Source organism: Sphingomonas sp., assembly GCF_019746015.1.
In the GTDB taxonomy this organism is placed as follows: Bacteria; Pseudomonadota; Alphaproteobacteria; order Sphingomonadales; family Sphingomonadaceae; genus Sphingomonas.
Map to the genome: position 1 here is coordinate 13,515 of NZ_JAIESM010000006.1, position 23,712 is coordinate 37,226.

Below are 23,712 nucleotides of genomic sequence, written 5' to 3' on the forward strand. Positions count from 1 at the left end.
TACTTTATGCATCAGTATCAGGCGTGCTTTAGTCGCATAAAACGCGAGGGTTCTAACGTCCATGCCGTCAGCCGGTTGGCGCGGCCTCTGATGGCTTCGGAAATAGCGCGTGGCGAAGCTCAATCTGCGATCCGGTTGGGCGGGTGTGCCTTGTGCGGAAACGCGCGATCGTTTCGATCGCGGCAAGGGGTGTAGGCCCCTCGCCAAGCGCAAGAGGAGCATGGCTGCGGATGGCGTCGGCTATCCGCGATTGGGCGAAGGGCACATCGCCGTCGAGCACATAGCCCAGCATGCACCCCACAGGCTGTTGTTCGGCATACTGCTCGGTGAGAAAACGCATCATGCCTTTGGTGACATACACGGTAGCCAGGGAACTGCGGCTCTTGCCGTTGATCACGTTGAGTCGCTTGCACTCGTAGGCCAGGTAGCGCTGTCGATCCCAGTCGAAGAGCACGGCAATATCGATGATACCTTTGCTGAACTTCGACCCGTCTGCGGCAAGGCCGAACGGCTCGAACTGATATTCGACCCAGTGGCACAGCCGGCGCACCACGACATCCTTGGCGAGGCGATCGACGAGGTTGATGGTGATGTCATCTTCGCCGGGCTGCCCGGGTAGTACCGCCATGCAGTCTGGCCACGCCGCCGCGATCCTCTCCAGGAAGCGGTCATCGAATGAAACGAAGTTGTCGACCCATCTCTGCACGTCGCCGATCAGCATCAGTCCGCGCCTCGCTGTCGCGGTAGGGCGGCGGCATGCTGGAGGTCGAGCGCTATTCCGTCGGCGTCGGCGAGCGCGGTGGAGCGTAGCCAGAAGCGCATTTGCATGGGCTTGATGAGGTAAAGACAGTCGCCGACGAAAACACGCAGGTCTGGCATGAGCTGGAAATTGCCATCCATGGGCCTGTGGATGTGGGATGCGAGTCGCTCGAGTACGTCGCCGAGCTCGCCGGCCGCATCCTCGGCATAGTCTTCATGGCCGCCCAGGTGCAGACGAAGGATCGCCAGGTCAGCGCCGCGCGCGACGAGGCGCGCATCGATCTTTTTGCCTTTGAACCAGTCCGCGAGGCTGGCCGCCAACGTGTGGGCGTATAGCGCCCGCTGCTGTTGGTCCGGCGCGCCCCATAGTTTCGGGAAGTGGCCTTCATGGGGCTGAAGCGCGGGCAGGATAGCCTCGACGGTATCGTCTATCAGCGCGATTTCATCGGGCGACAGGCAGAAGTATTGGTACGCTAGCTGGTCGATCGTCCGCAGGGTCTCGCCGTCGTCGACTTGCATCGAGAACGGCTCGTTGGAGCGTTCACGTGCGTCGTCCACCATCGCGATTAACTTAAGGGCGGCCTGCGCGGCTGCGGTTGGATCGGGGACATCGTTGGGCGATGGAAACGGCAAATGTAGCAGGTCGGCCTGCTGGACTTCGGGTCGATCCGAGCCGAACGAAGCGGTGCCATGAAAGGCGTACCAGACCGCCACGCGACTATTGAGTATCGCGGTCAGCAGCTTGGCGCGGTCACTTTCGCCCTTCGGCACCACGATCGCCTGGAAAATATGCTGGAAGGTCAAAGGCTGATCGCAATAGGCGGCGCGAAGACGGTTCTGCGACGTCTCGACTCCACGCGGGATAAGAATCCGCGAGCCCTCAAACCCGGCCTCGAATCCGCGACGGCGAACCGTCGATGATGCGGCAGGCAGCAAGCCCTCCACGGTCTGAGCCAGGCGTGAGTAGGCCGCAATTGGCAGGTCCGGCAGCTGGCCGACATATGCGCTTTCGAGTGGAGGCGCATCGCTATCGCTGTCTTCATTGAAGGGCTGATAGCCTTGCCCGATGACCCATCGGTCGCCCGGCTCTTCGCGGCGGCGACTCAGGCCTCCAAAATCTTTGACGAAGGCCTCCAGCTTTGGAAGCCTTGCGAGATAGCCGAAGAGTTTGGCGTCCGGCTCGCGCATCCAAAGGCGCTGCTTGAAGATGAGCGGGTTATCGAGAACCGCGCCCACCCCGAGCGAGGCTTTGTCCGCGCTGCTCAGCGTGATGACACGCTTGATGCGCAGGTTGAGGTCGGCCTTTGGCGCCCAATAATCGAATCGATAGGGGAAATTGTCCGGATTCGCGATGCCGTAGACGATCAGGGCTGCGGGGCGATGGGCTTTCTCGAAAAGCTGAAATCGAAGGTCAGCGAAGTTGATGATGCGGCGGACCTGGGATTTCCGGAAGAACGCATCACGTGCCTCGACCGTCTTTTGGGCGTGGTTGTGCAAAAATCCCATCGCCGGCAGCAGGAACGCGATCAGGCCGCCGTCGGCGAGATGCGACAGGGCCTTCCAGCTGAACGCCCAGGCGTCTTCGCCGCCAGGCATGGGATGGCCAGCTTTCTTGCTCCACTGCACAGAAGAACGCGCCAGACCGCGGCGGCTGGTCCATGGCGGATTGCCGATGATGACCTCGTATCGGGCGCCAGCAGGTGACACTTCGAAAAAGTCGCGGCAGACGAGAGTCTTGCCCCAAAGTTCCGGGAGGAGTTTCCCCCGGGTGATGAGCTTTCGGATGTCGCGCGGCGACACCTCCTCGAGGAGGGCCACGTAAAGCGAAAAAACGGCGACTCGAACGGCGCCGCCATTCAGATCCCAGCCATGGATCTGGCTCAGCAAGGACAGCAGCGTCTCCCAGGAAATCGTCTGCGTCTTGTGCTTGGCGCGCCAGTGTTCGCAGAGTCGTTGGAATGAGCGGACGAGGAAAACGCCGGAACCGCAAGCAGGGTCGAGGAAGTTTCCTGTCGTCCTTATCGCATCCGGCAACATCTCCCACGCTTGGGAAACGACTGTGTCGGCGAGGAACATAGGCGTGTAGTAGGCGCCGTTGGCGCGTCGTTCAGCCTCGCGTTCACCTAGGAACCGATCGTAGACGGCGCTGACGAGCTCGATCGGGATATAGCGGAAGTCATAGCCCCAGAACCGTTGCTGTCCGGAACGAGCCATTTCTTCACGGCCTGACCGGAACCGCGCCAGGATCGTCAGATGCGCTGGCGTGACTTCTGGTGCCTCGCCCGTGGCCTCGAAGGAGCACGGCGCGACGAACAGATCGCCGTTGAAATCCGCGTGGAGGGTCCGGAAGAAGGACCGGAAGAGATTCACGTTGCCGGTTTCCAGCAGCGCCGAAAAACTCGCCGCGCTCTTCTCGGAGACGGCGGCAAAGTAGGTGGGGGTTACGATCTCCCGGTCCTCAAGGTAGGCGATAAACATCGCCTGTATGAGCAGGGCTTGGGCCGCATCGGGAGCGAGCGCGGCCTTCTGCAGGAGGTCATGCGACGCATTCAGATTGTCGAGGAGTACCTGATCGATGCGTTCTTTCGGGGGGAAATACTCGCCGTAGTCTTTCCACAGACGTCCGGATTCCGCGCCGTAAATAAGGTTCTGAAACCGCAGCGCTTCCGTCGTTAGGCTGAGGCAATCGATGAGGCAGCGGGTCTCGAAGGCGTCGCCCGGATCGCTCAACGGAGTACGGGCAAGCGAAAACGCTCTGAGCGTATCGTCGGCGATAACCAGCAACAGGCTGGCCAAGCCCTGATTCCAGAGTGCGCCGTGAAGATCGACAATAGCTGCGCGGTCGTAGTGATCGGTTTCCAGGATCGCGACGGTTGGGACGCCTTGGACGCAGAAGATCGCCGATACACCCATCTCGGTGAGGGCGGCTCGGATAGCCGACGCGTGCGGCACGTCGCTGACGGCCTCGGCTGACTCGTAAAGTTCAGGCGAGCGACGATGTGTGAGACCCAAGCGGTCTTTCCACTCTGGCGCCAATGCGGATGCCCGGGTCGTGGTCATGCGCGTTTGCTGCGCCGTTGAGGCTGCATGCCGACGGAGGTCGGGGGAAACTGCAGATGCCCCTGCACTTGATCGACTTCCGTCGCGGTGAGCGCCGCGCGCAGGCGCGCTATGATCGGCGCGCACGGTACGCAGAGGGTAGAAGCGTCTGGCGCGCGACGGGCAAGGCTTGCATCGACCAAGCGGAAGTTGTCCGCTTCGATCAAGGCGACGCAGTTTTCAAGTGAGAGCCAGGATTTCTCCCCGCACTCTTTGAAAAGCTGATCGAAACGGTCGCCCACCGCTCCCACGCGCACCCCGAAGTCCCGGACAAGTTCGGTGACGATCGCCATGGCCACAACGTCCCCAGGCGTGAAGCTGGGGGCGTGTCCTTTGTGCAGAGCCAAGGCGGGAATTGCGTCCCGCCAGGTGCGAAAAGCATCCACGGAGATGGAAAGCAGTTCGCGTATCTGGCTTTGAGTGTAGCGCATCGGAACATATTAGTGCGGAACGGGCACCAGATCAACACGGGGTCAACCCCGTGTTAGTTCTTTATATGTTCTCAATTCAAGGCGGGTCGATGCTCCTGTCGTTTCCATACCAATGCGCTTGCAACATCCTTGGCCGGCGACCTACCAATGGCAGCACCTGCAAGGGCGATTGCGACTGGCTGATCAGCCGTCAGCGATGTCAAAGGCTACCCATTCTCGCAAAGAAGCAGTACCCTACCGTTCTGATGACAGTAATATTTGTGAGTCTTGTAGCGATCTGGTCTCGTCGTAGAAAGGGCGTAGGAAGTGCAATCGACGCTGATAGATGCTGAAGCCCCGAAAAAAAGTTCGCAGCAGATTTGCCAATAAAATCAAAAGCGTAGCATTTTGACGGCCGCGCAATCGGAAAATGACCGTCACCTCAGGTGCTTACCGCATATTTTTCAAAGGTTTATGGGCAGTTTAAACAATCGAATGGGAGTGATGGCGGGCGGCAGAGCTTTCAGGTGCGCCCAAGTTTAATTCGTCAACGGGGTTATGGAACCCGGTCCATGCCCCCATATGCAAGACATCGCGGGCAGGGCTGATCGTAGGCGCCCGCGGCCGAGAGACGCATGCGCTCCCGCTTACATCCGGTTGGAGCGGCGCCATGGACCTCAACTATCTTCTTGCACGTCACCAGATTTCGCTGATGCGGGCCAAATCCACGGCTTGCGAAGACGCACAACTGTCGCATCGCGGCATGGCGCGGGGCTATGCTGGTCAGATCCGCCAGTTGCAGCAGCGGCTGGGAACGGGCGCGCTGCCGCTCGTACAGGGCTGACGGCGTGCACAGACAGAGTCTGCTCACGTCTGACGGGTTGGCCCGGAGTGGAAAGGTCATGATGACGACACAGATGCTCGATGGAGGTGTTCGGCGTTGAGCGACGACCATCTTGACGGCGCACCCGTCGCAGCCCCGCGCCCGAAACGCCGGCTCTTCCACAAATCGACGGCGCGATTGTCGCCAGAGGCGGTCGAACGGCAGAGCCGAGTCACGCTGCTGGCCTGGAACATGATGGGCGCTGACGCGGCGATCGCATTCCTCAACGGTTATCATGATGTGCTCGAGGGCAGGCCGCTGGATCTGGCGGTGGCCAGTGCTGCCGGTTGCGACGCGGTTGAGCAGGCAATTGCCGCGCGCGCCGCTGGCGCATAGCTTTCCCTGATGGGCAAACGGCTGAAGCACGCCGGGGATGCCCTTGCTTGTTCGCCCTGCGCTCCCCACATGCAAGTGGCTACAGTCGCAAATCGACGGTTCTTGGAGCTTTGCGGCCCCCTTTTCCTTCAGTCTGCACCGCGGCACCGGGCACGCCGGTTGTCGGTCTGCCCGCCAAGGAAAAGGATATTCACATGAGCACCATCGGAACCGTAAAGTTCTTCAACGAACAAAAGGGCTATGGCTTCATCTCGCCTGACGCTGGCGGGGGCGACGCCTTCGTCCACATTACTGCCGTCGAACGCGCCGGCATGACCACGCTGCAGCAGAACCAGCGTGTTTCCTACGACCTCGAGCAGGACAACCGCGGCAAGACATCCGCAGTCAACCTCGTCGCGGCGGACTGACCGAGTTACCCTGGCACGGCGGCGTCTGTTCGGGCGCCGCCGATCCTCGCGGGAGATCGCGCTTTTGAGTACGCTTGCCGAAACCTATCGCGGCCATGCCGCCCGCGCGACGGCGGAAGCCGAAGCCACCACGCTGGAAAATGTCCGCGAGCGCAATCTGCGTGCGGCGCGCGCCTGGTTCGAGATGGCGGACCGCCAGGATCGCACCGAACGGGCGCGGCTGGTCCGCGAAGGCAAACTGACGCTGCACGATTCCAAATAGTCTCCTCCTGGCTTCCCGCATTCCGGAAATTCGTTGCGTCGGTTGGCCATTCAACTCGCTGGGCCAGGACGAGGCAATCGGAGGGGTCTGTCTCATCGCCGAATGATCGCGTAAGCAGCCCCCTTTGCAGCCGGGGTCTGTTGGGCGAATGCGCACTTTGTGTTTCGTGCTGGGTGATCAGCTGAGCCCGGACATTTCGGCGCTGCGCGGCGCCGACCCCTCCCGCGACGTCGTCCTGATGGTCGAGGTCGCCGAAGAGGCAGTCTATGCCGCGCATCACAAGAAGAAGCTCGCCTTCATCCTGGCAGCCATGCGCGCCTTTGCTGACGAGCTGCGCGGTCTTGGCTGGACGGTCGATTATGTGCCGATGGACGCGCCTGACAACGGCGGCTCATTCGGCGCAGAGCTGGCGCGCGCGATGGCGCGGCACAGGCCCGGCCGTGTGGCGCTGACCGAGGCAAGCGAGTGGCGTGTGCGGCAGATGCAGGCTGGTTGGTGCGAGCGCTACGGCAGCCTTATGGACCTGCGGCCCGACGATCGTTTCATCTGCGGGATCGATGAATTCGGGCGCTGGGCAAAGGGACGCAAGCAGCTGCGCCTTGAGCATTTCTATCGCGAGATGCGGCGCAAAACGGGGCTGTTGATGGAGGGCGACAAGCCCGCCGGCGGCCGCTGGAACTTCGATACTGAAAACCGCAAGCCTGCCCGCGCCGATCTGTTCATGCCCATGCCGGTCAGGGTGCCGCCCAGCGATACCACGCGCGCGGTGCTTGATATGGTGGCCGCGCGCTTCGCCGAAAATTTCGGCACGTTGGAGCCCTTCTGGTTTCCGGTCACTCGCACCGATGCCGCTCGCGCGGTCGATCACTTCCTGCGCCACGCGCTGCCGCATTTCGGGGATTTCCAGGACGCGATGCTGCGCGGAGAACCCTTTCTACATCACAGTCTGCTGTCGCCGCTGATCAATGTGGGGCTGGTCGATCCGCTGGATCTGTGCCGCCGCGCCGAAGCCGAATATCGCGCCGGCCGCGCGCCGATCAACGCAGTGGAGGGCTTCGTCCGCCAGATCATCGGCTGGCGCGAATACGTGCGCGGGATCTACTGGCTGGGAATGCCGGGCTATACCGAGCGCAACGCGCTGAACGCGCACCGGCCCTTGCCGGCGCTCTATTGGTCGGGCGAGACCGACATGGCGTGCATGGCGGAAGCGATCGGGCAGACCCAGACCCATGCCTATGCCCACCATATCCAGCGGTTGATGGTGACCGGGAACTTCGCCCTGATCGCCGGTATCGACCCGCATGCGCTGCATTCATGGTATCTGGCGGTCTATCTGGATGCGTTCGAATGGGTGGAAGCGCCCAACACCATCGGGATGAGCCAGTATGCCGATGGCGGTTGGCTCGCTTCCAAGCCCTATGCCGCATCGGGCGCCTATATCGACCGGATGAGCGACTACTGCGGCGGCTGCCGGTACCGCGTCAAGGAGAAGGTGGGTCCGGATGCCTGTCCCTTCAACGCGCTTTATTGGCATTTCCTGGCACGGCATCGGAATCGGTTTGCGGGCAACCCGCGGATGGCGCAGATGTACCGCACCTATGATCGGTTCACTGAGGCGCACCGCGCGGCGCTGAACGATCAGGCGGACCGGTTTCTAGCGTACCTCAGCCATCAAGGCACCGATCGCGGCTGGCGCGGTTAGGGCCCCTGCCGCGCGGTTTTCGCCTGGGCGCGACAGCGATCGGAACAGAATTTCACCTGCTCCCAGTCACGCTCCCACTTCTTACGCCAGGTGAAGGGGCGGCCGCAGGCAAGGCACGGCTTACTGGGCAGATGCGCCTTTTTGGGCTTGGTCGGTGGGGCGTCGCGACGTGGCATGGCGCGCCCCAAGCATGGCGCGCGGCAACGCGCAAGCGATCAGCCCGGCAGGCAACCGCGATGCTCCTCCTTCACGGCCGAGCTGTTGCGATAGGCCTTCACGAACGCGGCATAGGCGGCGTCGCGCGCCGGCTGCGGGCGGGCGTCATAGGTGACCATCGTCATCACGGCGCTATCGTCATAGACCAGCTTGCCGCCCTCGCGCTTCATCATCCGCACATAGGCGACCCTGGTGCCGCTCTTGCGCGCGGCGTACCAGGCGCCGTGATCGGCCACCGCTTTCTTGAACGCATCGAGCTGGCCGGGCTTGACGATGTTGTAGCGGAAGGTGACGACCTTGCCCGCGCAGCTCAGGCCCTCAGCCGGGCTAGTGTCCTGCGCCGCAGCGCTGCCGATGGTGGCCAAGGCCAGCATGCCCGCGATGATCAGCCTGTTCATCATTGCCCCCTTCCATTCCCGTTTCATATGAACGCGTTGCAATGCTGACACGCGCCGCTGCCCTGCGCAAGCTGGACGCGGGCCTCATCCGCGCCTAAGCGGCCTCGTCATCATTTCGCGACAGGGATTGATCGGGCTTTATGGGATTTCGCTGTGGTATTGTCGGGCTGCCCAATGTCGGCAAGTCGACGCTGTTCAACGCGCTGACCGAAACGGCGGCGGCGCAGGCGGCCAATTATCCCTTCTGCACGATCGAGCCCAATGTCGGCAATGTCGCGGTGCCCGATCCGCGGTTGCACCAGCTGGCCGGCATTGCCCAGTCGGCCAAGGTGATCGAGACGCAGCTGGGCTTCGTCGACATCGCCGGCCTCGTGCGCGGCGCATCGAAGGGGGAGGGGCTGGGCAACCAGTTCCTAGGCAATATCCGCGAGGTGGACGCGGTCGTCCATGTGCTGCGCTGTTTCGAGAATGGCGACGTCACCCATGTCGAGGGCAAGGTCGATCCGATTGCGGATGCCGAGACGGTGGAAACCGAATTGATGCTCGCCGATCTGGAAAGCCTGGAAAAGCGCGTGCCCAACCTCGCCAAGAAGGCGGCGCAGGGCGACAAGGAGGCGAAACCGGCGGCAAGCGTGCTGGGCCAGGCGCTGGACCTGCTGCGCGAAGGGCGCCCGGCGCGGCTCACCGTGCCCAAGGACGAGGATGAACGCCGCGCCTTCGCGCAGGCGCAGCTGCTCACCGCCAAGCCGGTGCTTTACGTCTGCAATGTCGAGGAGGCGAGCGCTGCCCACGGCAATGCGCTTAGCGCCCGCGTGTTCGAGAAAGCCGCCGCCGAGGGCGCGCAGGCGGTGATCGTGTCGGCGGCGATCGAGGCCGAGATTGCGACGATGGCCGCCGAGGATCGCGGGGAGTTTCTGGCCGAGCTGGGCCTTGAGGAAACCGGCCTCGCGCGCGTGATCCGCGCCGGCTACGCGCTGCTCGACCTGATCACCTTTTTCACCGCCGGCCCAAAGGAAGCCCGCGCCTGGACGGTGCACAAGGGCGCCAAGGCCCCGCAGGCCGCCGGCGCGATTCACAGCGATTTCGAGCGTGGCTTCATCCGTGCCGAAACGATCGCCTTTGCCGATTATGTCGCGCTGAAGGGCGAGGCCGGCGCACGCGAGGCCGGCAAGCTGCGCCAGGAAGGCAAGGACTATGTCGTGCAGGACGGCGACGTGATGCTGTTCCGGTTTAACGTGTGAGTCTTGGATCAGCTTTTGGGCGTGTTGTTGCGCAGTAATGCGAGCAGCGGTGTCAGGTATGCCAATGGCGGGTATGCGCCAGCCAGTACCGACAAATAGCTGGCAATGCTAATGAATACCGCCATCGTGCCGCGCTCGCCGGCGGATTCTAGGCCCTTATTGATGCCCTTGTCGACAGCTGCAACCTTAGTTTTGATGAAATCAAGCGCAATCTGGCCGGCCGTCGCAAGGACATTGCTCAGGCCCCCCAAAAAGCGCTTCCGATAGGTTTGCATGGCCGGCATCTCGGGATCGGTCGCGCGTTCTTCATCGGCGGCGTCGTCGCCCATCTCACTCAGCGCGCTGTTAACCTCGGCTTCGGCGGCATCATGAAGTCGAATGGCGTCAGCAACCTGGCGTGCGGCAGCAAGCGCCTCGGGAGGCACCTCATGTCGGATATCGGCATCGGCGATATATGCCAGCCATTCGTCGAATTGCGGCAGTAGCGCGCCAACCGTCGTGTTAAGCGCGACCAGATCAGCCGCGCGATCGGCCATCAGCAACTCGTCAGCGCGCAGTGCAAATTGTTGCAGATACTCAGCTTGCACGCCCAGACCGATCGGATTGAAATCGGCGAATTCATTCCCGAGCGCGGCCGCGAGTCGATCAATCATCCGGTTGAGGCGCGGCAGATTATTGGCCGGGCCATCGTTCATATAATCGTCGAGAGCTTTGCGGATCGCATTCCAGGCATCCCGGCGGCGCAGGTCCTGCGCCGGATTGTCAGAATGCAGCGGCGCCTGCATGCGCGCAACGCGGCCATCGCGGGCAAAAGTTTGCAACTCGTGAGGATGCTGCGCCGGGATGTTTAGAGGGGCCAACTCGTTTATAGTACGTTGAATATCACGGTTGATTTCGGCCGCGTCGCGCTCCCAAAAGCCTTTGTCTTGCTGGGCAGTTCTATCAGCGAGCCATGATTGCACTCGTGCGTCAGTATCGGCAGGCAATGCAAAAGCGGAGGAGTGCCCTTCTATGCGCCTTTCAAACCAGCGCTGCCAAAGATCATGGCTAGGATCGGCACGCAATAACGTGCGCTGCGCCACTTGCCACGATTCGTTAAACCACATTGGAGTGTGATTTGGCCAAAGTGGCATTTCTACTATGGCCTTCGCCGGGTTTTCCATGAAATTTTGTGCTTCTAGCAACTGCCGATCCCCAGAAATGCTATCCCATAAGTCTTGAGGCGCTGCGTTGATCGCCTTTGCGGCGGCTATCGCGCGGTTAACACAGGCAATCATTGAAGGCACCGCGCCGTGAGACATTGCGGCAAACGCTGCGCCAGCCATCGTCAAGACTGCAAGCACGTCCGACGAGCTGGGCAACGGTCCGACGAGGGCGTTTCGATCTACCGAGGCGGCGACAAATTCGAGATCAAAGCCCGTAACGGGGCCGGCCATAACAAAATCTTTAGAGATTAAATGGTTGGCTGCAAAGGCGATGCTGGCCGCCCGAAAAACACGGGTGAAGCTTCTGTCAAATCGTTCGGTAAGGGCCAAAGGCAATACACGTAATGCAACGCGGCAAGTTATGGCCCGACCCCAAGCGTCGGGACGGTGTTTCACCCAGCGCTCAAAACCGTCAATGTCTGCAATCATCGTCATCCGCGCCAAAGTCAGTCACAAGCGTGAAAAACGCAATCAAAAGCGATCCACAAGACATTAACTGAAGGCATGCGGCGGCTGTCACACTTTTGTCGCTAAGCCAGCCCATAGCGCGGGCCATGCGTTTGATCAGCCGGATTGCTGCCGCCCTACTCGCCGCCGGTCTTCAGGCGTGCGTCACTCAGCCGGTCACTGCACCCAACCGGGTTGCCCCAGCCGCCGCAGAGGTCCGCGCGCCCGTTACCATTCTGGTATCGATCGACGGGTTCCGCGCCGATTATCTTGCGCGCGGCGTGACGCCCAATCTGTCGGCGCTGGCCGATGCCGGCATTTCGGCGGCGATGCGGCCGAGCTTTCCGTCGATCACCTTTCCCAATCACTATACGCTCGTCACAGGGCTCCGCCCCGATCGCAGCGGCATTGTCGGCAACCGGATGGAAGACCCGGCCTATCCCGGCCAGCTGTTCACGATGCAGAGCGACCAGAGCTTCTGGTGGACCCAGGCCGAGCCGATCTGGGTGACGGCGGAAAAAGCGGGCATCCGCACCGCCACGATGTTCTGGCCGGGATCGAACGTCGATTTCGGCGGTGTGCGACCCAGCGACTGGCAGCAGTTCGCCGGCGCCGTCAGCAACCGGCAGCGGGTGGACGCGATTATCGACTGGCTCCGCCGCCCGGCCGCCACTCGCCCCGCCTTCCTGACGCTCTATTTCGACGAGGTGGACCATGCCGGGCATGATTTCGGCCCGGACGATGCCCGTACCACTGCGGCGGCCGCGAGCGTCGATGCGGCAATCGGGCGGCTGCGCCAGGAGTTGGCGGCGCTGGGCCAGCCCGCCAATCTGGTGATCGTGGCCGATCATGGCATGGCGGCGACCAGCGCGGATCGCGTGATCCCGCTCGATCGCGTGGCGCCGCCGGGCAGCTTTCGCGTGATCACCGGCGGTCCCTATGCCGGGCTTGAACCGCAGCCGGGGCAGGAGGCAGCACTCGCTGCCGCGCTGCTGGCGCCGCATGATCATATGCGCTGCTGGCGGCGGCAGCAGGTGCCCGTGGCGCTGCACTACGGCCAGAATCCGCGCGTACCGAGCTTCATCTGCCTGGCCGATATTGGCTGGCTGATCGTGGAAAGGGCGCCGCCGCCCGACAAGCAGGGCAAGACCGGCGGCGCGCATGGCTATGATCCGGCCGCGCCCGAAATGGCGGCACTGTTTCTTGCCAGCGGCCCGGCGATCCGGCCGCTGGGGCGCATTGCCAGCTTCGACAATGTCGACATCGCGCCGCTGCTGCGCGACCTGCTGGGGTTGCCGCCCGGCAAGGGGCTGGACGGCGACGACGCGCCCTTTCGCGCTGCGCTCGGCCGCTGACGGATCATTCTGTCGGGGCGCAACCATTGCCCCCGGTTCCGATCACGCTAGGGTGGGGGCCGCAACCCAGGAGTAACTCCCGATGCTGATTGCCGCGCTGGCGCTGGCAGCCGATAGCTGCCCTGCGACCCCGCCTGTCTTGCCTCCACCCTTTGCCGGCTGGCAACGCGGGGCTGCCGGCATGATGGCCTCGGCCGCGTCCGATGACCGCCGGGCGATGCCGCTGCCTCTTGGCCAGCGCGTTGAGGTGAAGCTGCTCAGCATGGCGTCGGTCGATTTCGATGTGGCGCCCGAGGGCACGGCGCCCGGCCGCGAGGGCGGGCTGCTGATGCTCGTGGTGCCGGCGCCCGGGCGCTACCGTGTGATGCTCGGCGGCCCGGCCTGGATCGACCTGGTGGCCGCGGGCAAGCCGCTCGCCTCGGTCGGCCATGATCATGGCCCCGCCTGCTCGGGTATCCGCAAAATGGTTGATTTTCAGCTTGCCGCCGGCCGCTACACGCTTCAGCTTTCGGGTGCCCAGACGGCGACCATCGCCGTGATGGTGGTGCCGGTCGTGAACGAAGGAAACCAATGATCTTTTTCGAGGATGTCGAGGTTGGCGCAGTTCAGCGCTTCGGCAGTTATCAGGTCACCCGCGAGGAAGTGATCGAGTTCGCCGGCAAATATGATCCGCAGCCCTTCCACCTGTCGGACGAGGCGGCGGCGCAGACCTATTTCGGCCGCCTGTCGGCCAGCGGCTGGCACACCTGTGCGATGATGATGGCGATGCTCGTGGAGAATATGAAGAGCCATCAACAGGCCAGCCTTGGCTCGCCGGGGCAGGACGAATTGCGCTGGCTGCAGCCCGTCTATCCGGGCGACACGCTCCACTGCGAGACCGAGGTGCTCGAGAAGCGCCGCTCGCAAAGCCGGCCGGAAATGGGCAGCTATCGCAGCCGCATCACCGTCAAGAACCAGCATGGCGAGGCGGTGATGACGACGGTCGCCATCGGCCTGATCCGCACGCGATCGGCCGAATAGGCGGGCGACGCTTGCGCCTGCCAGCCGCGCGCGGCAGGGACGGGGCGACAGAATAAGGGAGGGTTGCATGAAATTCTGGGCACTCGCGCTGGCGGGCATGGTGGTGGCGGGCCCGGCGCTGGCCGCGCCCAAGCAATATGGTGCGCTGGCAATCGACGCGAAGGGCGCGCGCATCGCGACCGTGGAGGGGGAGGGGCATGCCCGCGTCGTGCTGCGCGCCGCGGCGGACGGCCGGGTGCTCGACACGCTCGATCCGTGCCCGGTGTGCAGCTATTCAGGGCTGACCTTTGCTGCGGACGGCGCGCTGGCATTTCTGGCGCGTGATCGCAGCGCCGGCACGGTAACGCTGGAACTGAGCCAGGGCGGCGCGACGCGACCGGTGGCCACGGTGAAGGGCATTGCCCAGACGCCGCGCTTTTCACCCGATGGCCGGCGGATCGCGCTGCTGGTGACGATCGGCGCGGCGAAGGAAGCAGGCGCGGCGCAGGCCGGGGTGCGCCAGGTCGGCGAGATCGGCGCGCGCAACGACGAGCAGCGCCTTGCCGTGTTCGAGCGCGGCGCGGCGGCGCTCGCTTCGGAGGCGATCAGCCCGGTCAGCCCCGCGGGCCGCTATGTCTATGAATATGACTGGCTGCCCGATGGCAGCGGCGTGGTGGCGACTACCGCGCTCGGCAATGGCGACGCCAACTGGTGGGTGGCAACGCTCGACCGGATCGATATCGGCAGTGGCGCCGTCATGACCATCGCGCGGCCCAAGCTGCAGATGAATTTTCCGCGCGTTTCGCCCGATGGTCGGACGGTTGCGTTCATCGGCGGGGTGATGAGCGATTTCGGCTCGGTCGGTGGCGATGTGTGGACGGTGCCGCTGGCCGGCGGCGCGCCCGCCAATCTGACCGAGGGGCAGAAGGCGACCGCGCTCAGCCTCGACTGGACCGATGCCGGCCTGCGCGCGGTGGTGCTGCGCGGCGACCAGATGCAGCTTGCCCCCGTCGGCGCACAGGGCTTTGGCCCCGCCGCTTATTCGGCCGCCGTCAACATGGCCGCGGGCGACGGGCGGGCCGCGTTCAGTGCCGATGGCCGCCATGCCGCCAGTGTCATCCAGAGCTTCACCGTGGCGCCGGCCATCCATGCCGGGCCGCTCAGCGCGCTCAAGCAGCTGACGCATGACAATGACGGCGAAAAGCCGCTGGTCAGCGCGCGCAGCCTGAGCTGGACGCAGGACGGCTTCACCTCGCAAGGGTGGCTGCTCGCGCCGGCAGGGGCAGACCCCGCCCAGCGCGCGCCGATGATCACCATCGTCCATGGCGGACCGGCGGCGGCGCATCTGCCCGGCTTCGTCTCGGGCGGCACCAATGCCCAGCTGCTGAAGGCGGGCTATTATCTGTTCCTGCCCAACCCGCGTGGTTCCTATGGCCAGGGTGAGGCTTTCGTCGCCGCCAACAAGCGCGATTTCGGCGGCGGCGACCTGCGCGACATTCTGGCCGGCATCGATGCGGCCGAGAAAGTGGCGCCGATCGACGATGCGCGGCTGGGGCTGATGGGCGGCAGCTATGGCGGCTTCATGGCGATGTGGGCGAACACCCAGACCAACCGCTTCAAGGCGATCATCGCGTCGGCCGGCCTCAGCAACTGGATCAGCTATTACGGCACCAACGGCATCAATGAATGGATGATCCCCTATTTCGGCAAGTCGGTGTATGAGGATTATGAGGCGTACAAGGCCGTCTCCGCCATCTATGTGATCGGCCAGGCCAAAACGCCGACCTTCATCTATGTCGGCGAGCGCGATATCGAGGTGCCACCCACCCAGTCGGTCGAATATTGGAACGGACTGAAGGCGCATGGCGTGCCGACCAGCCTGGTGATCTATGCCGAGGAAGGCCACGGCATCCGCAACCCGGCCAATGCCGCCGATGTGCAGCGCCGCACGCTGGAATGGTTCGGCAAATATCTGGGGGCCAAGCCGCAGCCGTAACGCCCGGGTGAAATCGCGCTAGAGTTGGTCCATTTCAAACTGAATCCGTTCGTCCCGAGCGTAGTCGAGGGACGCGGTTGCGGGCGTGATGCCAAGGCCACGTGTCTCGACTTCGCCCGACACGAACGGTGATCGAATAAAATCGGGACAGACTCTAGCCCGCGTCGCCGGTGTCGGTTATCGCGCGGGCGATGGCGCATTTCCACGCCCCGACCCCGCACGGCCACGCGCACAGCCATCCGCACAGCCATGTCGATGCGGCCGATTATGGCCGTGCCTTTGCCATCGGCGTGGCGCTCAACCTGTCGTTCGTGGTGGTGGAGGCAGTGGCAGGGCTGGCGGCGGGCTCGGTCGCGTTGCTGGCCGATGCGGGGCATAATCTGTCGGACGTGCTCGGCCTGCTGGTTGCCTGGGGCGGGGCACGGCTGGCCCGGCGGCGGCCATCGCCGCGCTTCACCTATGGCTGGCGGCGCACCACCATTCTGGCGGCGCTCGCCAACGGGCTGTTCCTGCTGGTCGCGACCGGCGCCATCGCGCTGGAGGCGGTGCAGCGCCTGCTCGCGCCGCAGCCGGTCGCCGGGCAGATGGTGATGGCGGTCGCGGCGATCGGCATCGTCATCAACGCGCTCACCGCCTGGCTGTTCGCGGCCGGGCGTGGGGCCGACCTGAATGTGCGCGCGGCCTATCTCCACATGCTGGGCGATGCGGGCGTTTCCGCCGGGGTGGTGGTGGCGGGTGGTCTCGTATGGCTGACCGGTGCTTCATGGATCGATCCGGTGACCTCGCTCGTGGTGGTTGCCCTGATCCTGTGGGGCACCTGGGGCTTGCTGCGCGAGGCGGTGGTGCTGGCGATGGACGCGGTGCCCAGCGGCATCGATGCCGCCGCCGTCGCCGCGACGCTGCGCGCGCTGCCCGGGGTGGAGCGGCTGCACGACCTGCACATCTGGGCGATGAGCACGACCGAGGTTGCTTTGACCGCGCGGCTGGTGATCCCCGGCGGCCATCCCGGCGACAGCTTTCTGCGCCGCGCCGCAGACCTGCTGCATGACCGGCACGGCATTGAGCACAGCACGCTCCAGATCGAAATCGAGCGCGGCGATCCCTGCCGCCTGCACGGCATGGGCTGAACAATGGCGCGGTTCGACTTCACCATCCACGCGACCGATGGTGCGGCGCGCACCGGCGAGATCGCGATGGCGCGCGGCACCATCCGCACGCCCGCCTTCATGCCCGTCGGCACCGCCGCCACGGTGAAGGCGATGAAGCCGCAGGATGTGCGCGCAGGCGGCGCCGACATCATTCTGGGCAACACCTATCACCTGATGCTGCGCCCCACGGCGGAACGGGTGGCGCGGCTGGGCGGGCTGCACGGCTTCATGGGGTGGGACCGGCCGATACTGACCGACAGCGGCGGCTATCAGGTGATGAGTCTCGCCGACCTCACCACCCGCAGCGAGGATGGCGTGACGTTCAAAAGCCATCTGGACGGTGCCCGCCACACGCTCAGCCCCGAACGCTCGATCGAGATCCAGCGCCTGCTCGATTCGGACATCATCATGGCGTTCGACGAGCTGGTGCCGACCAGCAGCACGCGCGACGTGCAGGCCGCTGCGATGGCGCGGTCGATGCGCTGGGCGCGGCGCAGCCGGGCGGCGTTCGACGCAGGCGGCGCCCATGCCGAGCGCGCGGCGATCTTCGGCATCCAGCAGGGCGCGCTCGATGAAGGGCTGCGCCGGCAATCGGCCGAGGCGCTGATCGAGATCGGCTTTGACGGCTATGCCGTCGGCGGGCTGGCGGTGGGGGAGGGGCAGGCGGCGATGTTCGGCTGTCTGGACTTTGCGCCGGGCCAGCTGCCGGCGGACAAGCCGCGCTATCTGATGGGGGTGGGCAAGCCCGACGATATCGTGGGCGCGGTCGAACGCGGGATCGACATGTTCGACTGCGTGCTGCCCACCCGCTCTGGCCGCACCGGCCAGGCCTTCACCCGCAGCGGGCCGATCAACATCCGCAATGCCCGCTTTGCCGAGGATCAGGGCCCGCTCGACCCCGACTGCGCCTGCCCGGTCTGTGCGCGGTGGAGCCGGGCCTATCTGCACCATCTGGTCCGCGCAGGCGAAATTTTGGGCGCGATGCTGATGACGGAGCATAATCTTTTCTTCTATCAGGCACTGATGAACGATCTGCGCGGGGCGATTCAGGCGGGGCGGCTGGCCGCGTTCGCGCAGGCGTTCAGAGCCAGTTACGCGCGTGAGAGGATGACAGCATGACCGACCAGCCCCGACCCATCAACGAGATCGAAGTCGCCGCGATCAACGCCAAGAACATGGCCGAGGCGGCCGCGGCCCACCCCGAGGAGCCACAGGGCACATCGGTGCTGCCGATCGCCATTGGCCTGGGCATCGGCTCGGCGGCGCTGGCGGCGGCGCTGCTCTATGTGAACCACGCCCGCAAGAAAAAGTGACCGCGCAGCAGGTCGCGGCGGCGCGGCGTCACTTCAAGCTGATGGGTGGCGCGCGCGTGGAGACGGACCACGCGCAGATCGCGAGCGATCCCGGCCGCCCCAGCGTGTGGGATGCCAATCTTGCCTTTGCCAAGCCGGGGGCGGACCCGGCCCGCTTTCTGGCCGAGGTGCGCGAGCAGCTGGCGGGCGCGGACAGCCTGGTGGTGATTGCCGATGCGCTGACCGACCCGGCGATTGAGGCAGCGCTGGCGCTTGCCGGCTTTGCCGTGTGCCAGCAGCTGATCGAGATGGTCGCTGAGCGGATCGACCTCCCCGCGCCGCCGCCGCCGGTGTCGCTCATTCCCGTTGCCGATGACGCGAGCCGCGCGACCTTTGCGGCGCTGATCGAGGCCGACTTTGCCGAGGGGCGGCGCACCGGTGCGATGGACGCGGCGACGGCGGACGGCCTGATGGCGCAGATGCTGGGCCGGGCCGGCTATTATCGGATCATCATGTCCGGCGGTGTGCCGCAGGGCTATGGAATGGCGATGGTCTGTCCCGGCCGGCTGGGGCTGATCGAGAATCTGTTCACCCTGCCGGCGGCGCGGGGGCAGGGGCTGATGTCCGCCTTCATCGCAGCGGTGACCGAAGATTTGCGCGATGCCGGGTGCGACGCGGTGTTCCTGGACGCTCATGCCGACCAGCCGCCCAAGCAGCTTTATGCGCGGCTGGGATTTGTGCCGGTGGCGATGGCGCGGACCTGGGTGATGGCTGATTGACAGGGCTAAATCACTCAGCGACATTTCGCTGAAATCCTATCGGAGGGGATGCCAGATGATGCTTCGTGCCGCCTTGCTGCTGGGGGTTGCCGCGCTGCCTTTTGCTGCTGAAGCCGCTGGAAAACCGGGTCGGCCGGCGGCGGCGAAGGGGGGTAAAGTAGAGCGTCTCGTTTACACCGGGCGCACGCTTTCCAACGGGTTGCGCGTCTATGCCATCCGCGACACGTCGACCGCCAATGTCGCCGTCCATGTCTGGTATGATGTCGGCAGCAAGGACGATCCCAAAGGTCGTTCGGGCTTTGCGCACATGTTTGAGCATCTGATGTTCAAGGCGACGCGCAATCTTGTGCCAGAACAGTTTGATCGGCTGACCGAGGATGTTGGCGGCTTCAATAATGCCTCCACCGACGATGACTATACCAATTACTATGAGACCGTCCCCGCCAACCATCTGGAACGGCTGTTGTTCGCGGAAGCGGACCGGATGGCGAGCCTGGTCGTCGAGCCCAAGGTGTTCGCTTCCGAACGCGATGTGGTGAAGGAGGAGTTGCGCCAGCGCGTCCTCGCCCAACCCTATGGCCGGCTGTTTTATCTTTATTTTCCAGAGATTTCCTATGCCGCGCACCCCTATGCCCGGCCCGGCATCGGCAGCCTGGAGGATCTGGAAGCAGCCTCGATTGACGATGTTCGCGCCTTTCACGCCACTTATTACCGCCCTGACAACGCCGTCCTGGTCGTTGCCGGCAATTTCGACCCCAAGCAGCTGGACCAGTGGGTCGACAAATATTTCGCGCCGATCAAGCGCCCGACCACGCCCATTCCGCGCGTGACAGTGGCCGAGCCGCCGCGCACCGCCGCGATCACCCGCACGGTCTATGAAGACAATGTGCCGCTGCCGGCAGTGCTGATGAGCTTTCAGGTACCGCCGGACCGCGACGCCGACAATGCGCCGCTCGCGGTGCTGAACGCGATCATGTCCGAGGGGGAAAGCTCGCGCCTGTACGAAAGCCTGGTCTATCGTGACCAGCTGGCGGTGAATGCCGGCACCTTCATGAGCAGCCGCCAGTCGACCGGGGCGCTCGCCGTCTATGCGATTCTGGCCGGCGGCAAGACGGCGGCACAGGGCGAAGCGGCGCTGAAGCGCGAAATCGCCCGGCTGCGCGATGCGCCGGTCACGGCGGCCGAACTGGCCAAGGCGCGCAACCGCATTCTGACCAGCACGCTGCGCGCGCGCGAAACCGCCGACGGCAAGGCATCGGCGCTGGCCGAGGCGATCATCATCGATGGCGATCCGGCCGCCGCCGATCGCCAGCTGGCCGAGATTGCCGCCGTTACCGCCGCCGATGTGCAGCGCGTCGCACGCCGCTATCTGGGCGACAATCAGGCCGCCATCGTGCGCTATCTGCCGCGCAGCGCGCAAAGCCCCAAGGGCGACAGCATCGGCATCGGCGCCGGGGTTCAGGTCGCCGTGCTGGCGCCGCCGGCCAACATCACCGTCCACACCCCCGCGCCGGAGGCGGAACGGCTGCGCCCGCCGCCGCCCGCCGCCCCGGTCGCCCCGCGCGTGCCGCAGCCGGTCACCGCCACGCTGGCCAACGGGCTGAAAGTGGTGGTGGTGGAGCGGCACACGCTGCCGCTGGTTTCCGCCGTGCTGGCGGTGCCGGGCGGCGCGGCGGCCGATGGCAGCGCGGCCGGGCTCAACGCGCTGACCGCCGAACTGGTGACCAAGGGCACCAAGACGCGCTCCGCCACCCAGATCGCCCGCGCGGTGGAAGCGCTGGGCGGCTCGATCGACAGCAATGGCGACTGGGACGGGGCGACGCTGACCGTGTCGGTCAAGGCCGATCAGGCGGCGAAGGCGCTGGAAATCATGGCCGATGCCGCGCGCAACCCGGTGTTCGCGCAGGACGAGATTGACCGCGCGCGCAGCCAGACGATCGACGGCATCGGCGTGGAGCTGAAGGATCCAGCCCGGCTGGCCAGCTTCGTTGCCAGCCGCGCGGTGTTTGGCGACGGCGCCTATGGCAGCATGCTGACCGGCACGCCGGGATCGCTGAAGGCCATCACCCGCGCCCAGATCAGCGCCGCCTACACCCGCCACTGGCGCCCCGACCGGGCCACGCTGGTGCTGAGTGGTGATCTGACCGCCGCACAGGGGCTGGCGCTGGCGCGCAGCCATTTCGGCGGCTGGACGATGCCCAAGGCCCCCGCCGAGGCGACCCCCGCCATCACCGCGGCGACGACGCCGCGCGTGATCGTGGTCGATCTGCCCGGCACGGGGCAGGCGGGTGTGGTGATCGCGCGGGCCGGCATTGCCCGCAGTGCCCCCGGCTTCCACGCCGCGCAGGCCGCCAATGCCGTGCTCGGCACCGGCTTTTCGGCGCGGCTGAACCAGGAAATCCGCATCAAGCGCGGCCTTGCCTATGGCGCGGGCAGCAGCCTGGGCGCGCGCGCCGAAGGGGGCCAAGTCGCCGCGCAGACGCAGACCAAGAACCCGTCGGCGCCCGAAGTCGTGGGCCTTATTCTGGCCGAGATGAAGCGGCTGGGCACCGAGCCGGTGACCGAGGCCGAACTCGACACGCGCAAGCAGGTGCTGATCGGCAATTTCGGCCGCGCGGCGGAAACGACCGAGGGGCTGGCCGGGCTGATCGGCACCTATGTGCTGAACCATGTGCCGCTCGACGAGCTGCAGCGCTACACCCCCGCCATTGCCGGGGTGTCGCCGGCAGCGGTGCAGGCGGCGGCGGCCAAGCTGCTCGATCCGGGTGTCGCCAGCATCATCGTGGTGGGGGACGCCAAGCAGTTTGTCGATGAACTGCGCAAGACCTACCCCAATCTGGAACTGTTTGCGGCTGACAAGCTCAATCTGGATAGTGCTGGTCTGAAGTAAATCGCGTTCCAGTGCTGCCCTTGATTGGGGTGGCGCGGTGTGACCAATGGGTTACGTTAACCAATTATTGTATCACACTGGCACAGCGTTAAATCAGGGGCAGCAAAGCGGCCCATATTCTGCTATCGCGCGCCTTGGCTTGGGTTAGAGGCGTCGTCGTGGCTATTGGCATCGGCACTATGGGCAGCTGGGCGCCGCGCGCCGCCGCGCTGCTGGCGCTGGCGACCATCGGCTATTCGGCGCAGGCGGCGATCCGCGCGATCATCGATCATCTGCCCGCCAATATGAGCGAGCCGGCACCGCGCGGTTTCGACGCGCAGGACCATTTTCCGGGCGCCGCCCTGCTGTATGACGCGCCACTGCCGCCGGCCGAGCGGGCCGCCGCAACCGGCGCCGCGCCGGACTTTGCCGCGCCCGCCGCCGGGGTGACCGGCACCGCGCCGCTGCCCGATCTGCCGATGCCGTCCAACGCGGCGGCGCTCGCCATGGCCGATGGCACGATCAAGCCGGCCGCGCCCTTTTCGATGGCGCGGGCGAGCGGGCAGGACCTAGGCCGCGCGCTCAACTGCCTCACCACCGCCATCTATTATGAGGCGGCCAGCGAGCCCGATGCCGGTCAGCGCGCGGTGGCGCAGGTGATTTTGAACCGCGTGCGCCACCCGGCCTTTCCCGCCACCGTGTGCGGCGTGGTCTATCAGGGGTCTGAACGGGCCGGCTGCCAGTTCAGCTTCGCCTGTGACGGGGCGATGGCGCGGCAGCCCTCGCGCGCCGGCTGGGCGCGGGCGCTGCGCAATGCCAGCCTGATGCTGGCCGGCGGGGTGGAGGCAAGCGTCGGCACCGCCACCCATTACCACACCTATGCCGTGACGCCCGCGTGGAACCGCGCGCTGGTGATGACGGCGGCGATCGGCGCGCATTTCTTCCACCGGTGGAAGGGTTATTGGGGCACGCCCGCTGCCTTCGCGCAGCGTTATGCAGGCGGCGAGCCGGTGCCGGGGCCGCACCCGCGCGCGGTGCCGCTGCTGCCGCCGGTAACGATGGCCTCGGCCAGCCTGCCGCCCGCCGCGCTCGGCTTCCGCCCGCCCTCAGCACCGCTCACCGTGCCGCCTGCGCCGGTGACGGCACCGTCGAACATCCAGCCGGCCTATGCGGCCAGCGGTACTGCGCGCACCGACACGCTGCCGGACAGCCAGATCCTCGACAAATGGAAGGACAGCGGCAAACCGCTGCGCTGATCAGGCCGCGCCGTTCAGGACGAAGGGCACCACCTGTTCGGGCGCGGAAAATGTGGTGACCGGGCCAAGCGCGGTCAGCGCCTGCTGATTGGCATAGCCCCACAGCACGGCGGCCGCGTCGATCCCCACCTTGTTCGCTGCGGTCAGGTCGCGCGTTTCGTCGCCGATCGCCAGGCACGCCTCCAGCGGCGCGCGGGCGCGGCGGATGACCCGGCGAAAGCGCGGCGCCTTGCCGAACATCGACGCGCCACATTCCCAATGCGCGATGCGCGCCGCGTTGGTTTCGCCCAGGATCGCGCGGACATTATCCTCCGAATTGGAGGTGACGAGCGCAATCGTCACGCCGGCCGCCTCCAGCGTTTCGAGCAATGCGGGCACGCCGGCGAACAGCGCGATCTTGCCCGTCTCCGCCGCGAGGCGCCGGTGCAGGTGGCGCGCGATCAGCGGTATCTTCCAGCGCGGAATGCCCAGATGCTTGATCACCTCGCGCGAGGTGCGGCCGCGCAGGCCCTCGACCTCGTCGGGGTGGACATGGCGGAAGCGGAACCGGTCGGCCAGATCGTCGGCAATCGACAGGAACCAGTCGCCCGAATCCGCCAGCGTCCCGTCGAAATCGAAAATGGTCAGCGCATAGCGCGGGGTGGCGGTCATCA

General features: G+C 65.2%; 23 protein-coding genes. 16 read left to right on the plus strand and 7 right to left on the minus strand.

Annotation, left to right across the window (positions count from 1 at the left end):
* Positions 1 to 67 precede the first annotated feature (67 nt).
* From K2Y03_RS00950 to K2Y03_RS00960, 3 genes are read right to left on the minus strand one after another with little or no spacing between them, the layout of a single operon-like run.
* The gene (locus K2Y03_RS00950) at positions 68 to 721 is read right to left on the minus strand and encodes a hypothetical protein (protein ID WP_294087536.1); all 654 of its coding nucleotides are present in this window, start codon (positions 719 to 721) and stop codon (positions 68 to 70) included.
* Positions 721 to 3,819, minus strand: coding sequence for an N-6 DNA methylase (locus tag K2Y03_RS00955; RefSeq protein ID WP_294087538.1), 3,099 nt, complete (start codon positions 3,817 to 3,819; stop codon positions 721 to 723). The genes K2Y03_RS00950 and K2Y03_RS00955 overlap by 1 nt, the downstream gene beginning before the upstream one ends.
* Entirely contained in the window at positions 3,816 to 4,289 is a 474-nt protein-coding gene (locus K2Y03_RS00960) for a hypothetical protein (protein ID WP_294087540.1), read from the minus strand. The genes K2Y03_RS00955 and K2Y03_RS00960 overlap by 4 nt, the downstream gene beginning before the upstream one ends.
* A 649-nt stretch (positions 4,290 to 4,938) precedes the next feature.
* Between K2Y03_RS00960 and K2Y03_RS00965 the strand changes: the two genes are divergently transcribed.
* The 5 genes from K2Y03_RS00965 to K2Y03_RS00985 all read left to right on the plus strand — a co-directional run bounded on the left by K2Y03_RS00965 (position 4,939) and on the right by K2Y03_RS00985 (position 7,858).
* The gene (locus K2Y03_RS00965; protein WP_294087542.1) at positions 4,939 to 5,112 is read left to right on the plus strand and encodes a hypothetical protein; all 174 of its coding nucleotides are present in this window, start codon (positions 4,939 to 4,941) and stop codon (positions 5,110 to 5,112) included.
* Positions 5,113 to 5,208: 96 nt separating this feature from the next.
* Positions 5,209 to 5,487 carry a hypothetical protein gene (locus K2Y03_RS00970; RefSeq protein ID WP_294087544.1) on the plus strand — a complete coding sequence of 93 codons (279 nt, stop codon included), beginning with the start codon at positions 5,209 to 5,211 and terminating at the stop codon, positions 5,485 to 5,487.
* Between the two features lie 194 nt (positions 5,488 to 5,681).
* Entirely contained in the window at positions 5,682 to 5,894 is a 213-nt protein-coding gene (locus tag K2Y03_RS00975) for a cold-shock protein (protein WP_294087546.1), read from the plus strand.
* A 64-nt stretch (positions 5,895 to 5,958) separates the two neighbouring features.
* Positions 5,959 to 6,156, plus strand: a complete 198-nt coding sequence (locus tag K2Y03_RS00980; protein ID WP_294087548.1) for a hypothetical protein — start codon at positions 5,959 to 5,961, stop codon at positions 6,154 to 6,156.
* Between the two features lie 148 nt (positions 6,157 to 6,304).
* A complete protein-coding gene (locus K2Y03_RS00985; protein ID WP_294087550.1) occupies positions 6,305 to 7,858 on the plus strand; it encodes a cryptochrome/photolyase family protein in 1,554 nt (517 codons plus the stop codon).
* On the opposite strand, the gene K2Y03_RS00990 is transcribed toward K2Y03_RS00985, so the two are convergent.
* Positions 7,855 to 8,034 (minus strand): DUF2256 domain-containing protein, encoded by a 180-nt coding sequence (locus tag K2Y03_RS00990; RefSeq protein ID WP_294087552.1) that lies wholly within the window; start codon positions 8,032 to 8,034, stop codon positions 7,855 to 7,857. The two genes, K2Y03_RS00985 and K2Y03_RS00990, sit on opposite strands and share 4 nt — an antisense overlap.
* A 39-nt stretch (positions 8,035 to 8,073) precedes the next feature.
* The gene (locus tag K2Y03_RS00995) at positions 8,074 to 8,472 is read right to left on the minus strand and encodes a hypothetical protein (protein ID WP_294087554.1); all 399 of its coding nucleotides are present in this window, start codon (positions 8,470 to 8,472) and stop codon (positions 8,074 to 8,076) included.
* Between the two features lie 140 nt (positions 8,473 to 8,612).
* Here K2Y03_RS00995 and ychF point away from each other — a divergent pair, with 140 nt between their 5' ends.
* Entirely contained in the window at positions 8,613 to 9,713 is a 1,101-nt protein-coding gene (gene ychF, locus K2Y03_RS01000) for a redox-regulated ATPase YchF (RefSeq protein WP_294087556.1), read from the plus strand.
* Between the two features lie 8 nt (positions 9,714 to 9,721).
* Here ychF and K2Y03_RS01005 read toward each other — a convergent pair whose 3' ends face one another.
* Positions 9,722 to 11,353: a hypothetical protein gene (locus K2Y03_RS01005; RefSeq protein ID WP_294087557.1), complete on the minus strand. Its 1,632-nt coding sequence runs from the start codon at positions 11,351 to 11,353 to the stop codon at positions 9,722 to 9,724.
* Between the two features lie 119 nt (positions 11,354 to 11,472).
* On the opposite strand from K2Y03_RS01005, the gene K2Y03_RS01010 reads away from it, so the two are divergent.
* The 10 genes from K2Y03_RS01010 to K2Y03_RS01055 all read left to right on the plus strand — a co-directional run bounded on the left by K2Y03_RS01010 (position 11,473) and on the right by K2Y03_RS01055 (position 23,059).
* The gene (locus tag K2Y03_RS01010) at positions 11,473 to 12,720 is read left to right on the plus strand and encodes an ectonucleotide pyrophosphatase/phosphodiesterase (RefSeq protein ID WP_294087559.1); all 1,248 of its coding nucleotides are present in this window, start codon (positions 11,473 to 11,475) and stop codon (positions 12,718 to 12,720) included.
* 217 nt (positions 12,721 to 12,937) lie between these two features.
* A complete protein-coding gene (locus K2Y03_RS01015; RefSeq protein WP_294087561.1) occupies positions 12,938 to 13,294 on the plus strand; it encodes a homogentisate 1,2-dioxygenase in 357 nt (118 codons plus the stop codon).
* Positions 13,291 to 13,740 (plus strand): MaoC family dehydratase, encoded by a 450-nt coding sequence (locus K2Y03_RS01020; RefSeq protein ID WP_294087563.1) that lies wholly within the window; start codon positions 13,291 to 13,293, stop codon positions 13,738 to 13,740. Before K2Y03_RS01015 ends, K2Y03_RS01020 begins: the two co-directional genes overlap by 4 nt.
* Positions 13,741 to 13,807: 67 nt before the next feature.
* Positions 13,808 to 15,715: a prolyl oligopeptidase family serine peptidase gene (locus tag K2Y03_RS01025; protein WP_294087565.1), complete on the plus strand. Its 1,908-nt coding sequence runs from the start codon at positions 13,808 to 13,810 to the stop codon at positions 15,713 to 15,715.
* Positions 15,716 to 15,906: 191 nt separating this feature from the next.
* Positions 15,907 to 16,842 (plus strand): cation diffusion facilitator family transporter, encoded by a 936-nt coding sequence (locus K2Y03_RS01030; protein WP_294087567.1) that lies wholly within the window; start codon positions 15,907 to 15,909, stop codon positions 16,840 to 16,842.
* Between the two features lie 3 nt (positions 16,843 to 16,845).
* Positions 16,846 to 17,982 carry a tRNA guanosine(34) transglycosylase Tgt gene (tgt, locus tag K2Y03_RS01035; RefSeq protein WP_294087568.1) on the plus strand — a complete coding sequence of 379 codons (1,137 nt, stop codon included), beginning with the start codon at positions 16,846 to 16,848 and terminating at the stop codon, positions 17,980 to 17,982.
* Positions 17,979 to 18,176 (plus strand): hypothetical protein, encoded by a 198-nt coding sequence (locus K2Y03_RS01040; protein ID WP_294087570.1) that lies wholly within the window; start codon positions 17,979 to 17,981, stop codon positions 18,174 to 18,176. Before tgt ends, K2Y03_RS01040 begins: the two co-directional genes overlap by 4 nt.
* Positions 18,173 to 18,934, plus strand: a complete 762-nt coding sequence (locus K2Y03_RS01045) for a GNAT family N-acetyltransferase (RefSeq protein WP_294087572.1) — start codon at positions 18,173 to 18,175, stop codon at positions 18,932 to 18,934. The genes K2Y03_RS01040 and K2Y03_RS01045 overlap by 4 nt, the downstream gene beginning before the upstream one ends.
* A 55-nt stretch (positions 18,935 to 18,989) precedes the next feature.
* Positions 18,990 to 21,824 carry a pitrilysin family protein gene (locus K2Y03_RS01050; protein WP_294087575.1) on the plus strand — a complete coding sequence of 945 codons (2,835 nt, stop codon included), beginning with the start codon at positions 18,990 to 18,992 and terminating at the stop codon, positions 21,822 to 21,824.
* A gap of 158 nt (positions 21,825 to 21,982) precedes the next feature.
* The gene (locus K2Y03_RS01055) at positions 21,983 to 23,059 is read left to right on the plus strand and encodes a cell wall hydrolase (protein ID WP_294087580.1); all 1,077 of its coding nucleotides are present in this window, start codon (positions 21,983 to 21,985) and stop codon (positions 23,057 to 23,059) included.
* On the opposite strand, the gene K2Y03_RS01060 is transcribed toward K2Y03_RS01055, so the two are convergent.
* Positions 23,060 to 23,710 (minus strand): HAD hydrolase-like protein, encoded by a 651-nt coding sequence (locus K2Y03_RS01060; RefSeq protein ID WP_294087611.1) that lies wholly within the window; start codon positions 23,708 to 23,710, stop codon positions 23,060 to 23,062. It abuts the gene before it with no gap.
* Positions 23,711 to 23,712: the final 2 nt, after the last annotated feature.